This window comes from Rhodopseudomonas rhenobacensis, from assembly GCF_014203125.1.
In the GTDB taxonomy this organism is placed as follows: Bacteria; Pseudomonadota; Alphaproteobacteria; order Rhizobiales; family Xanthobacteraceae; genus Rhodopseudomonas_A; species Rhodopseudomonas_A rhenobacensis.
Genome location: NZ_JACHIH010000007.1, coordinates 97710 through 109869, shown reverse-complemented (window position 1 = coordinate 109869; position 12160 = coordinate 97710). Strand labels below are relative to the sequence as shown.

Here is a 12160-nt window from a genome sequence, read left to right as displayed (position 1 = left end):
CCCACGCTCATGACCTCAGCTCTTCACCCGCCGCAAGGATCCCTCAAGCGCGACCATCTGTCCTTTGCAGACGTCGTCGCCCAATCGGTCGGCGTCATCGCGCCCTCCGGCACGCCGGCCTTCGTGGTGCTCGGGGTGTTCGCCACCGCCGGCAACGGCACCTGGCTGGCGTACTTCTTCGCCACCCTGGCGCTGTTGTTGTTGTCACTCAACATCAACGTGTTCGCCAGCCGCTCGGCTTCGCCGGGCGCGCTCTACACCTTCGCCGGCCAGGGCCTCGGCGCGTTCTGGGGCGGCATCGCCGGCTGGTCCTTGGTGATCGCCTATCTGTTCACCGCCGGCGCCGTGGTCGCAGGTTCGATCAACTACGCGCTGGTGGTGCTGCATCTGGTGTTCGGCGAGTTCGCCGAGCTGTGGCCCGCGGTGGCGCTGTCGCTGGCGGCGATCGGGCTGGCGTTCTACGTGGCATGGCGCAGCATCAAATTGTCGACGCGGCTGTCGCTCACGCTGGAGGCGATCACGGTGATCGCCATTCTGGCGGTCGTGGTCGGCTATTTCATTCATGCCGGCCCGTCGATCGACGCCGCGCAACTCAGGCTCACCGACGTCAGCCGCGAGAACCTGCAGCTCGGCCTGGTGCTGGCGTTCTTCAGCTTCGTCGGCTTTGAAAGCGCCACCGTGCTCGGCCACGAGGCCAAGGATCCGCTGCGGGTGATCCCGCGCTCGATCATCGCCACCGTGGCGTTCACCGGGCTGTTCTTCGTGGTGTCGGCCTATGTGCTGGTCGCCGCGTTCCAGGGCAGCGCGACGCCGCTCGACAAGGCCGATGCGCCGCTGTCGGTGGTCGCCTCGGCGATCGGCCTTAGCTATCTCGGCCCGGTGATCGCCGCCGGCGTCTCCGCCAGCTTCTTCGCCTCGGCGCTGGCCAGCATCAACGCCGGCGCGCGGGTGCTGTTTCTGCTGTCGCGCCACGGCATCATCCACAGCCGCGCCGGCGACGCCCACGCCACCCATTCCACGCCGCATATCGCGGTGGCGATCGCGAGCGTCGCGGTGCTGCTGTTGTCGCTGCCGCTGACGCTGCTCGGCGTCGGCCTGCTCGACGCCTTCGCCTATCTGGGCACGCTCGCCACCTTCGGCTTCCTGGTGGCCTATATTCTGGTCGCGGTGGCGGCGCCGCTGTTCCTGAAGCGCCGAGGCGAGCTCAGGGCCGCTCATCTCGCGGTGTCGGCGGCCTCGGTGCTGCTGCTGGCGCTGCCCTTGATCGGCTCGCTGTACCCGATCCCGCCCTATCCGTTGAACCTGCTGCCCTACATCTTCGTGGCGCTGCTGGCGATCGGCGCGCTGCATTTCCTGTATCTGCGCAGCCGCTCGCCGAGCGTGCTGCAACTGATCCAGGTCGACCTCAACGAAGCCGCCGCGGCCCCCGCCGTGCCGGCCGAATAGCACGCGTCCTCGAAAACGGTGGAGGCGGATCGCCTCCACCGCCATCGCGCATCCCACCATGGCGCAGCAATCTTCCGCTCGATGCCGCAGCAGAGCCGCGGACAGCTCCGCGACAACAGCAGCGGCGGAGGAATCGCGCGAGATGTTTCAGCGCCGAGCAAAGCCAGGAATCCCGAGATGTCCCGCATTGCCCCCATCGACCCGGCGACGGCGCCGGCCGACATTCGCGCGGCCTATGACGCGCTGATCAAGACCCATAGCCTCTCCAACATGAAGGCGGTGCTGCTGCATTCGCCGGTGGCGCTGCACGCCGTGCTGCAATGGTACACGCTGTTCGCCCGGGTCAAGCCGTTCCTCGGCGAACGCGCCGCGGTGCTGTTCTGCTTTGCGATCTCCCGCGCCAATGCCTGCGAGCTCTGTACCACCTTCATGCGGCGGGAGATCGCCGGCTGGGGCGAGGCGCCGGAGACGCTGCAGCTGACGCCGCGCGAACAGCTCCTCTGGGACTACGGCCAGCAACTGGCCAAGGACGCCAACCGCGTCGACGACGCGCTGTATGGCCGGCTGGCCGCCGAGTTCTCGCCGGCCGAGATCGTCGAGCTGACGGTGTTCGGCGCGCTGATGATCGTCAACAACGTGGTCAACAGCGCGCTGCGCATCGATATCGATGCCGCGCTCGATCCGTTCCGTATCCAGCCCGAAACCTATTTCGCATGAGCGAGGATCGACATGGCTCAACGCCAATTCGGCTTCAACACCCAGCAGCTGCACGCCGGACAGGTGCCCGACGCCGCCACCGGCGCGCGCGCGGTGCCGATCTATCAAACCACCTCGTTCGTCTTCAAGGATTTCGCCGCCGCCAAGGCGATCAGCTCGGTCGAAGAATTCGGTTTCGACTACACCCGCATCACCAACCCGACCAATGAGGTGCTGGAAAATCGCATCGCCGCGCTGGAGGGCGGCAGCGGAGCGCTCGCGGTCGCCTCGGGATCGGCGGCCACCGCCTATTCGATCCTCAACATCACCCATGCCGGCGACGAGGTGGTGGCGGCAAAGACGCTCTATGGCGGTTCGTTCAACCTGTTCGTCAACACCCTGCCGAAGCACGGCGTCACCACCACCCTGGTCGACCCGGCCGACCCGGACAATTTTGCTCGCGCCGTCATAGACAAGACCCGCGCGATCTTCGTCGAGACGATCGGCAACCCCGACATCACGTCATCGATTTCGAGGCGGTCGGCCGGATCGCCGAACGCAACGGCATCCCGCTGATCGTCGACAACACTTTCGGCACGCCCTATCTATTCCGGCCGTTCGATTACGGCGGCAATGTCTCGGTGCATTCCGCCACCAAATTCATCGGCGGCAACGGCACCTCGATCGGCGGGTTGATCGTCGACGGCGGCAACTTCAACTGGAGCAACGGCAAGTTTCCGGATTCACCACGGCGGATCCTGCCTACAGCAATTTCGTGCATTGGGAGAAATGGGGCGACTATCCCGGCGCCGGCAACATCGCCTACATCATCAAGGTGCGGCTGCACTATCTGCGGGACTTCGGCGCCTGCATGAGCCCGTTCAATGCCTTCCTGTTCCTGCAGGGGCTGGAGACGCTGTCGTTCCGGCTGGAGCGCCAGGTCGCCAATGCGCAACGCATCGCCGAATGGCTCGAAACCAATCCCGACGTCGAATGGGTCGCCTACCCGGGACTGAAGAGTAGCCCGTATCACCATCTGGCGCGCAAATATCTGCCGAAGGGCGCCGGCTCGATCCTCACTTTCGGAATCAAAGGCGGCCGCGAGCGCGCGGTGCGCTTCATCGAAGCCACCAAGATCTTCTCGTTCCTGGCCAATGTCGGCGACTCAAAGTCGCTGATCGTTCACCCCGGCACGGTCACCCACGGCCAACTGACGGAAGCCGAGCAGCGTCTGGCCGGCGTCAAGCCGGAGCAGATCCGGCTCTCCGTGGGAACGGAGGATGCGGAGGATCTTCTGTGGGACTTGAAGCAGGCCTTCGCGGCGTCGGCTGCCTGACAGGGGCGCTGCGTCGTCAAACGAACCAAGGCAGAGGTCGGCGGAAGTTCAATCTTCCGCCTCGGCTCCTCGTCGATCGATGACGACCGACCCCATCGTCACGCGCTGTGGCTGACCACCGTGGAGTAGATCCGCTCCAGCAGCGACAGCGCGCCGCGATAGCCGACATAGCTGCGCGACAGCACCACTTCGTACGACGCGGGGAAGCCGACCTCGACCAGCGAGCCCTTCATCTCCTTGACCAGGTCGCGTTCCCAGGTGGTGCCGAAGATGATCGGCGGCTTGTGGCCGAAGTCCGCGTTGCGGATGCTCTGGTGGATCTGGTAGCTGTCTTCGATGAAATCGATCTCGACGCTGACGTCGTGATCGATGTTGCGGAATTCGGCGCGGATGGCGTCGCGGTGCTCGACCGGCGGATCTTCGGTGACGATCTGCTTGGCCGGGATCAGGCCAAGCTGAGTGACGAGAAACTTGGTCAGCGCCAGATTGTAGGCGCTGTCGCCGACCACCGCGAATTTCGCCGGCAAGCCCCACCAATATTCCGAATAGAAATCGGTGAAGCCGTCGATGTAATTGTAGTACCGCGTCTCCTCGCTCTTTATGAACGCCTCGACGCGTTCGGACGGCAGACCCGCGAATTCCGCGACCTGGCGCAAGAACTCGCTGCTCTGCCGCGCGCCGATCGGGACCACCGGGATATGCAGGAACGGCTGGTGAACGCGTTCTTCCAGCAGCGTCGCGGTCGAAAGCCCGAGCCACGGCGACAGCACCAGATTGAACTGCGCGTGCGGGATGTCGCGCCATTCGCTCAAGCCCGCGGAATCCGGCCCGAACAGCACGTTGACCTTGAGCCCGATGCCTTCGAGCAGCCGCTTGATCTCTTCGAGATCGCCGCGCCAGAACGTGTTCTGATACGGCAGCAGCGACCAGACGTTGACCAGCCCCTGCTCGCGGACGCCGTCCCACGGGCCGACATACTGTTCGATGATCGCCCGCGTCACCGCTTCATGGCCGGTGAAATTGTTGCCGCGGAAACCGCCGGTCTCTGCATAGACGATCGGCACGCCTTTCTTCTGGAAATCGCGCACCACCGAGCCGACGTCGTCGCCGACCAGATCCGGGATGCATCCGGTCAGCACCACGAACAGATCGGCATCAAGCACCAATTGCGTGGACTCGATCAATTCGCGCAGCCGATCGGCGCCGCCGAAGATCACTTCGCGCTGCGAGGCGTTGGTCGACGGCACCACCGGGCCGCCGCCATAGCCTGAGCCCTGGAAGCCGTTATAGAAGGCCAGATTCATGTATTGCTTGTCGGCGCAGCCGGGGCCGCAATGGGTGATCGGCACCACGCGCGGAATCGCCGCGGCGCTTTGCATCGCGCCGATCGCGCAGACATAGCGCACCAGCTCGATCGGACCGGATTTGTCGGCGTCCGGCGAAATCTCGGTCGGGCGCGATTTCAGGGCGAGGATGGCCATTATCGAGCTCCTTTACGCGGTGGCGCCGCGCGACAGCGCGAACGGATCGGGCTCAGCCAGCCAGGATTGCTTGTAGGGGAGGCTGACGCGTTTCGCGATGTCCTGATGGAATTTGCGATGCTGCAGCGCCGCCAGGATCGACTCGCCAAGATTGACCATGCCCTGATAGCCCAGCGCATGATGCTCATCGCCGAGCGGGATCGCCGGAATGCCGAGCCGCGCCGCCAGCGGTGCCAGCCCGTTGTGGCGGATGATGATGAAGTCCGGCTTCACCCGCTGCAGCAGATTGTAGAACTGATACTGCTGGCGGTTGCCGACGGTGAAATGTTTGACGTCGCCGTAAGTCTCGACCAGATGGCCGAGCGAATCCTGCCGCGGATCTTCCGAGTCGTAGACCGGGTCGTGGTGGAACACCAGTGAGCCGTCGACCTCGACGCCGATCTCGCGCAGCACGCCGATCAGACCGTGCGAATAGGCGGAGCCGGTGGCGACGTAGCCCTTCAGGCCTTTCAGCTTCGGCCGCAGTTCGGCGATCAGCGGCTTCACCCGAGCGTGCTCGCGGGCGATGTAATCTTCGGCCTGCTGCTCGCGGCCGGTGACCCGGGCGAGCTCGCGCAGCCAGGCGTCGGTGCCGGCGAAGGCGTAGGGCTGCGGCGCCTTGATCTGCTGGACGCCGAATTCCTGCTCCAGCGCGGTCGCCAGATAAGTGCCGAGCGTGTAGCAGAAGCTCACCGTGGCGCGGGCTTCCGACATCTGCGCCAGTTGCTCGACGGTCGCCATGTCGACCACATAGTTCACCCGCAGCCCGAGTTCGCCGAGCATCGGGGTGAATACGTCGGTGCCCCACAAGTTGATGACGTTGATCAGGTCGTCCTGCCGCTTCTCCGGGTTCTTGCGCACGATCTGGCGCAGGATGCCGTGCTGGGTGGCGTCGAAGCCGGTCGACCAGTGCTTCGACTTGAAGCCCTCGCAATGCAGCGGAATGATCGGAATGCCGAACTCCGCCTCCGCGGCGCGCGCCACGCTCTCGACGTCGTCGCCGATGATGCCCGAGGCGCAGGAGGTGGCGATGAACACCGCCTTCGGCGCGTGCCGCTCGACCGCGGCCTTGATCGCGAAAGCCAGCTTATCTGCGCCGCCATAGACCATGTCGCGTTCGCGCAGATTGGTGGAAATGAAGCGGATGTTCTGCACCGGCAGGCCGCGCATCGCCAATCCGTTGCGATAGATCGAATTGTAGATCACTTGCCCCGCGCCGCAGCCGATCGGCGAATGCTGGATCAGCACCGCGTCGCGGATGTTGCCGGCCTGGCACTCCACCATCTGCTCGCTGCACACCGAGCCCTGGGTGAACGGCCCCTCCAATTCGCAGATCCGCCGCGCCTTGCCGCCGCAACCACCGCAATCGCCGCGCGAAAACGCCGATTCATCGGCGAGCTGCGTCGCCGTGCCGTCCCAGCCGATGATGGTGCCGAGCCGCTGCTCGCGGGTCTCGACGCTGGAGGTTTTCAGATTGAGGGTCATGCCGAATACTCCGCTGGCACAGATGCTGACAGTGTGGCCTCGCCATCGGCCGCGCGGCCGCCGTCAGGCGACCTGCCTACTGCGCTCGGCCTCGGCCTGTTCGGCGGCGACCAGATGGTCCGCCCAGCGCGCCGACCATTCGCGCAATTGCGTCGGGTTGAGGGGGGTCGGCACTTTGGAGTCGGTATGCTCGGCGATGCGGCGGGCCAATTGCCGATAGACATCGGCCTGCGCCGATTGCGGCGCCGCTTCGATGGTGGTGCGGCCGCTCAATTCGGCTTGCGTCACGGTGAGCGAGCGCGGCACATATTGCACGATCGGGGTGTCGGTGCGGGCGGCGAAGTCGTCGATGATCTCGCGCTGGAAATCGGTGTTGATCGAATTGGCGATGATGCCGCCGAGCAACGCTCCGCCGGAATTGGAGAAGCGCTCGATGCCGCGGAACAGATTGTTGGCGGCGTAGATCGCCATGAAGTCGGACGACGACACCGTAAACACGTGCTCGGCGATGCCTTCCCGCACCGGCACGGCGAAACCGCCGCACACCACGTCGCCGAGCACGTCGTAGATCACGATGTCGAGGTCGAGTTCTTCGAACACCCGTTGCTGCTTCAACAGCTCCACGGCAGTGATGATGCCGCGCCCGGCGCAGCCGACGCCGGGCTGCGGGCCGCCGGCCTCGACGCAATAGATGCCGCCGAAACCTTCGAAGATCGCCTCATAGGCGTCGACGCGGCGCCGCTCCGCCAACAGGTCGAGCACCGAGGGGATGTATTCGCCGCCGCGTAACGTGTTGGTGGAATCGGCCTTGGGGTCGGCGCCGAACTGCATCACTTTATATCCAGCTTCAGCCAGCGCCGCGCTGATGTTCGAGGTGGTGGTCGACTTGCCGATCCCGCCTTTGCCGTAAATCGCAATCTGCTTCAGCTTCTTGGCCATGATCGGCGCTCCTGGTTGTTGCTGTTGGGTGTACGGCGTCAGCCGTGCGAGAAGGTCGGCTCGGCGCTGATGCCGTCGCCATAGAGCTGCGCGGTGTAGTCGCTGACGCCGGGAATGCCGCAGGCGTCGGCGCGGCAACGCTGGCAATGCGTGAACACCCGCAAGTGCTGCTCGGCGTCGGCGCGGGCGACGTAACGCTTCATCATGCCGGGCGCCGGCAGATGCGCGAAGCCGTGCTGCGGGATCAGCGGGATGATGTTGATCATTTGCGCGCCGGCCTCCGCCACGCGCTGCGCCAGCGTGCCGATGTGGTCGTCATTGACGGTCGGGATCAGCACGGTGTTGATCTTGATGGTCAACCCGAGCGCCGCAGCCTTGGCGATGCCGTCGAGCTGATTGGCGATCAGCCGCTCGGCCGCGGCGATGCCGTCCAACCTGCGGCGCTGCCAAGCGATCTTCGGGGTGATCTGGGCCTGGATCTGCGGGTCGACCGAATTGACGGTGACCGTCAGCGTGGTGACGCCGACCGCGGCGATCTCCTCAATCCGCTCCGGCAGCATCAAGCCGTTCGTCGACAGGCACAGCACCAGCTCCGGCCAGCGGGCGTGAACTTTCTCGAAGGTCTGCAGCGCATGCGGCGTCGCCAACGGATCGCCCGGCCCGGCGATGCCGATCACGTTGATGGTGGGGCACAGCTCAAGCGCCCGCTCGGTGATCTCCACCGCCTGATCTGGACTGAGCAGCCGCGTCGCGACGCCCGGGCGCTGATCGCGGCGATTGAAATCGCGAATGCAGAAGGCGCAATCGATATTGCAGCCGGGGCTGACCGGCAGATGCAGCCGCGCGCTGCGCGCGTGCCCGACGGCGGTGGTGCTGAAGCAAGGGTGACGGCCCTCCAGCGCCGGAAACGCCGGCTTGGTCGCCTCCAACCGCATGGTCTGCGCCGCGCAAGGATCGACAGGCATCGTCATGCGCGCACGGGCTCCCGCAACAGCGTGCTTTCGGCGAGATCACGCACCGCTGTCGCCACCGCGTCATCGGTCTCGAACGCCAGGATGCCGAGCGCCGAGAGCCGGTTGATCGCGCATTCGCCGATCCGCGCCACCACCACGGCGCGGCAATCCGCGACCAGATCCACCGAAATATCCATCGGATCGCGGCGCTCTGCGCTGCGATCGGCGCCGCAGGCCGGAAGATTACGCCTGGTCTCTACCAGCCGCGGTGCGCTGCCGGAAAAGTCCCAGATCTGGAATTGCGTCGCGTAGCCGAAATGCTCGGTGACCGCGACGCCGTCGCCGGTGGCGATCGCCACCCGGGTTGGTTCGGTTGAGCTCGGTGGCGGACCCATGCGCGATCACATCGTTGCGAATTGACGACCAGCAGTCGCTGATAGTTACGTTCGGCACGCTCACAACGGAGCGGATACCACGACTCGTAACTCATTTGCGCGAGGATTGGTTTTCATAGTCGCCACTCAACCGTGAAGAGTATTCTTCTACGCGTATGTCCATGACCTGTTTGTTGCTGTGCTGATAACGCAAGGTATCACCGTGCTTACAAGTCGCTCGACGCGAGCCATTAGGGATCCGCGACGCGGGTGGACGGCGCGAGCATCGTCACCGCAAAGTGACCTCGACACGACCGCAATGGTTCCCTCACGCGTTGACCGAAACCGCGAAGAACGCGATGCTGCCGAAGTGACGCTTTGTGCAGTTCCATGCTGCCTGCGGCGGTGGAACTCACAGTTTCTGCTTAAGTCGTCCCGGCGTATTGACGACGACGCGATCCGAGGATCAGTTAGTTGTGAACCGCGGCCCGGCTCGGTGAGCGCATCATGGGGACGCCATCATTGCGAGACGCTCAGTGAATATGATTGCAGCCTTGCATTCCGACGAGCAGACCCCACGCAGTCTGCTCGATCTGATCGGCAATACGCCGCTGGTCGAACTCACCCAGTTCGATACCGGCCCGTGCCGGCTGTTCGCCAAACTCGAATTCCAGAATCCCGGCGGCTCGATCAAGGATCGCCCGGCGCTGTCGATGATCACCGCTTTCGAGCGCGACGGCCGGTTGCAGCCCGGCGGCACGCTGGTCGAGGCGACCGCCGGCAACACCGGGCTCGGGCTGGCGCTGGTCGCAGCGCTGAAGGGCTATCGGCTGATCCTTGTCATTCCCGACAAGATGAGCCGGGAGAAAGTGCTGCACCTGAAGGCGCTCGGCGCCGAAGTGGTGATGACCCGCTCCGACGTCGGCAAGGGCCATCCCGCTTACTACCAGGATGTCGCCGCGCGGATCACGGCGCAGACACCGGGCGCGGTGTTCATCAATCAGTTCGCCAATCCGGCGAATCCGCTGGCGCATGAGGTCGGCACCGCCCCGGAAATCTGGGAGCAGATGGGCCGACGCGTCGACGCGGTGGTGGCCGGCATCGGATCCGGTGGCACCATGACCGGGATCAGCCGGTTCTTCGCGCGCGTTTCGCCGTCGACCGAGATGGTGCTGGCCGATCCGCAAGGATCGATCCTGGTTGATGTCGTCGAAGGACGGCAGCCCGGCGAACTCGGTAGCTGGCTGGTGGAAGGCATCGGCGAGGATTTCGTGCCGCCCAATGCCGATCTCGCGCGGGTGGCGCGGGGCTATTCGATCTCGGATGCGGACTCGTTTGCCGCCGCGCGCGAGTTGTTGCGCCTGGAAGGCATCTTGGCAGGCTCCTCGTCGGGCACGCTGCTCGCGGCCGCGCTGCGCTACTGCCGCGAGCAGACCACGCCGAAGCGCGTGGTCACGCTGTTTCCGGACGGCGGCAACAAATATCTGTCGAAGATGTTCAACGACGCCTGGATGACCGACCAGGGTTTTCTGCAGCGGCCGCAGCAGGGCGATTTGCGCGACCTGATCCAGCGCCGCCACGACGAGGGCGCGGCGATCACCGTGGCGCCCGACGATACGCTGAACTTCGCCTATTCGCGGATGAAGCTGTACGACGTCTCGCAGCTGCCGGTGCTGATCGACGACCATGTGGTCGGGATCATCGACGAGTCCGATCTATTGATGGCGACCTTCGCCGATGCCGCACGCTTTGCCGATCCGGTGAGCCTTGCGATGAGCGAACGCGTCGAGACCGTGTCGGTGTCGACGCCGCTTGAGCAGCTATTGCCGGTGTTCGATCGCGGCCACGTCGTGGTGGTGGTCGACGGCGCGCATTTCCTGGGGTTGATCACGCGGATCGATCTCGTCAACCACCTCCGCCGTAAGGTCGATCGCCATGCATGACAACATTCGTAACAGCCGGCTCGCCGGACCGAACACCCGCGCCGTCCATGGCGGCCAGCATGTCGATCCGTCGACCGGCGCGGTGACGACGCCGATCTACGCCACCTCGACCTTCGTGCAACAGGCGCCCGGTGTGCATAAAGGCTATGAGTACGCCCGCTCGCAGAACCCGACGCGGGCGGCGTTCGAGGCCGCGATCGCCGACGCCGAACGCGGCCACGCCGCGTTTGCCTTCGCCTCCGGGCTTGCCGCGGAGGCCGCGATTCTCGACCTCGCGCCGCACGGCAGCCATGTGGTGGCATCCGAGGATCTGTACGGCGGCAGCTGGCGGCTGTTTCACCGGGTGCGCAATCATTCGGCCAATCTCGAGGCCACGCATGTCGACCCCGCCGATCCCGCGGCGATCCGCGCCGCGATCCGGCCGAACACCGCCTTCATCTGGATCGAGACGCCGAGCAATCCCTTGTTGCGGCTGGCCGATCTCGAGGCCGTGGCGGCGATCGGCCGCGAGCATGGCGTGCTCACCGTGGTCGACAACACCTTCGCCTCGCCGGCGGTGCAGCGCCCGCTCGAACACGACATCGACATCGTGGTGCATTCGGTCACCAAATATATCGGCGGCCATTCCGACATCGTCGGCGGCGCCATCGTGGTGCGCGACGCCGAGCTCGAGCAGAAACTTGCCTTCCTGCAGAACGCCACCGGCGGCATCCTCGACCCGTTCTCCAGCTTTCTCGCGCTACGCGGCATCAAGACGCTGCCGCTGCGGATGCAGCGCCACGGCGACAATGCGCTCGCCATCGCGCGCTGGCTGGAGGCGCATCCGAGGGTCGAGCGGGTGATCTATCCGGGGCTGCAAAGCCATCCGCAGCACGATCTTGCCACAAGGCAGATGAGCAATGGCGGCGGCATGGTCGCAGCTTATCTGAAGGCCGACGAGCAACAGACCGTCGAGGTGCTTAAGCGGTTTCGGCTGATCGCGCTCGCCGAGAGCCTCGGCGCGGTGGAGAGCCTGGTCGGGCAACCCTGGACCATGAGCCACGGCTCGCTGCCCGAGGCCGACCGCCTCGCGCGTGGCATCAGACCCAATCTCATTCGGCTGTCGATCGGGATCGAGGACGTCGAGGACTTGACCGAGGATCTCGAGCAGGCGCTGGCGATCATTTGAGGTCGACGGTCAGGCGCGCTTGGCGCCGGCGAGGCTCAGGCTCGCCGACGCCAGCGCGATGGCGATCCAGAACGTGCCCCACCAATAGGCCAGCACCGCGGCAGGATGCGAGCCGCGGCACATCGCACGGGCGAGATCGCAGACGTCGGAGCGGCCGATCAGGCAGGCCGCCGCCTCCGGCGCGCTCAGATAGGCATAGCGAACCACGTCGGCGAAGGTCAGCCACCACCACGCCACGGCGACCAGCAGCAGCACAACGCCGGCGATCAGCAAGCCTGTGCCGGTGCGGGTCACGACGAG

The 12160-nt window shown here is 65.3% G+C and carries 10 protein-coding genes and 1 pseudogene; 5 read left to right on the top strand and 6 right to left on the bottom strand.

Annotated elements, in window-relative coordinates; translation table 11 throughout:
• Positions 1-9 precede the first annotated feature (9 nt).
• The 3 genes and pseudogenes from HNR60_RS08410 to HNR60_RS08400 all read left to right on the top strand — a co-directional run bounded on the left by HNR60_RS08410 (position 10) and on the right by HNR60_RS08400 (position 3478).
• Positions 10-1446 (top strand): APC family permease, encoded by a 1437-nt coding sequence (locus tag HNR60_RS08410; protein WP_184256322.1) that lies wholly within the window; start codon positions 10-12, stop codon positions 1444-1446.
• Between the two features lie 177 nt (positions 1447-1623).
• Positions 1624-2163 carry a carboxymuconolactone decarboxylase family protein gene (locus HNR60_RS08405; protein ID WP_184256320.1) on the top strand — a complete coding sequence of 180 codons (540 nt, stop codon included), beginning with the start codon at positions 1624-1626 and terminating at the stop codon, positions 2161-2163.
• A gap of 12 nt (positions 2164-2175) precedes the next feature.
• Positions 2176-3478: pseudogene (locus HNR60_RS08400) on the top strand (O-acetylhomoserine aminocarboxypropyltransferase/cysteine synthase family protein).
• Between the two features lie 98 nt (positions 3479-3576).
• Here the strand turns inward: HNR60_RS08400 and HNR60_RS08395 are convergent.
• The 5 genes from HNR60_RS08395 to HNR60_RS08375 all read right to left on the bottom strand — a co-directional run bounded on the left by HNR60_RS08395 (position 3577) and on the right by HNR60_RS08375 (position 8734).
• A complete protein-coding gene (locus HNR60_RS08395; RefSeq protein ID WP_184256309.1) occupies positions 3577-4959 on the bottom strand; it encodes a nitrogenase component 1 in 1383 nt (460 codons plus the stop codon).
• Positions 4960-4971: 12 nt separating this feature from the next.
• Positions 4972-6483 (bottom strand): nitrogenase component 1, encoded by a 1512-nt coding sequence (locus tag HNR60_RS08390; RefSeq protein WP_184256307.1) that lies wholly within the window; start codon positions 6481-6483, stop codon positions 4972-4974.
• Positions 6484-6546: 63 nt separating this feature from the next.
• Positions 6547-7422 carry a nitrogenase iron protein gene (gene nifH, locus HNR60_RS08385; RefSeq protein WP_184256305.1) on the bottom strand — a complete coding sequence of 292 codons (876 nt, stop codon included), beginning with the start codon at positions 7420-7422 and terminating at the stop codon, positions 6547-6549.
• Positions 7423-7460: 38 nt separating this feature from the next.
• On the bottom strand, positions 7461-8393 hold the full coding sequence (locus HNR60_RS08380; RefSeq protein ID WP_184256303.1) for a radical SAM protein: 933 nt from the start codon (positions 8391-8393) through the stop codon (positions 7461-7463).
• Positions 8390-8734 carry a NifB/NifX family molybdenum-iron cluster-binding protein gene (locus tag HNR60_RS08375; RefSeq protein WP_347339324.1) on the bottom strand — a complete coding sequence of 115 codons (345 nt, stop codon included), beginning with the start codon at positions 8732-8734 and terminating at the stop codon, positions 8390-8392. The genes HNR60_RS08380 and HNR60_RS08375 overlap by 4 nt, the downstream gene beginning before the upstream one ends.
• A gap of 557 nt (positions 8735-9291) precedes the next feature.
• Between HNR60_RS08375 and HNR60_RS08370 the strand changes: the two genes are divergently transcribed.
• Complete coding sequence (locus HNR60_RS08370) at positions 9292-10692, top strand: pyridoxal-phosphate dependent enzyme (RefSeq protein WP_184256403.1); 1401 nt, start codon at positions 9292-9294, stop codon at positions 10690-10692.
• Positions 10685-11860, top strand: coding sequence for a trans-sulfuration enzyme family protein (locus HNR60_RS08365; RefSeq protein ID WP_184256299.1), 1176 nt, complete (start codon positions 10685-10687; stop codon positions 11858-11860). The genes HNR60_RS08370 and HNR60_RS08365 overlap by 8 nt, the downstream gene beginning before the upstream one ends.
• A gap of 9 nt (positions 11861-11869) precedes the next feature.
• Here HNR60_RS08365 and HNR60_RS08360 read toward each other — a convergent pair whose 3' ends face one another.
• Positions 11870-12154, bottom strand: coding sequence for a hypothetical protein (locus HNR60_RS08360; RefSeq protein WP_184256297.1), 285 nt, complete (start codon positions 12152-12154; stop codon positions 11870-11872).
• Positions 12155-12160: the final 6 nt, after the last annotated feature.

Bases quoted from the DNA above. Each gene is read 5' to 3' on its own strand.
- HNR60_RS08410 (WP_184256322.1), top strand. From the start codon at position 10: ATGACCTCAGCTCTTCACCCGCCGCAAGGATCCCTCAAGCGCGACCAT.
- HNR60_RS08405 (WP_184256320.1), top strand. From the start codon at position 1,624: ATGTCCCGCATTGCCCCCATCGACCCGGCGACGGCGCCGGCCGACATT.
- HNR60_RS08395 (WP_184256309.1), bottom strand. From the start codon at position 4,959: ATGGCCATCCTCGCCCTGAAATCGCGCCCGACCGAGATTTCGCCGGAC.
- HNR60_RS08390 (WP_184256307.1), bottom strand. From the start codon at position 6,483: ATGACCCTCAATCTGAAAACCTCCAGCGTCGAGACCCGCGAGCAGCGG.
- nifH (WP_184256305.1), bottom strand. From the start codon at position 7,422: ATGGCCAAGAAGCTGAAGCAGATTGCGATTTACGGCAAAGGCGGGATC.
- HNR60_RS08380 (WP_184256303.1), bottom strand. From the start codon at position 8,393: ATGACGATGCCTGTCGATCCTTGCGCGGCGCAGACCATGCGGTTGGAG.
- HNR60_RS08370 (WP_184256403.1), top strand. From the start codon at position 9,292: ATGATTGCAGCCTTGCATTCCGACGAGCAGACCCCACGCAGTCTGCTC.
- HNR60_RS08365 (WP_184256299.1), top strand. From the start codon at position 10,685: ATGCATGACAACATTCGTAACAGCCGGCTCGCCGGACCGAACACCCGC.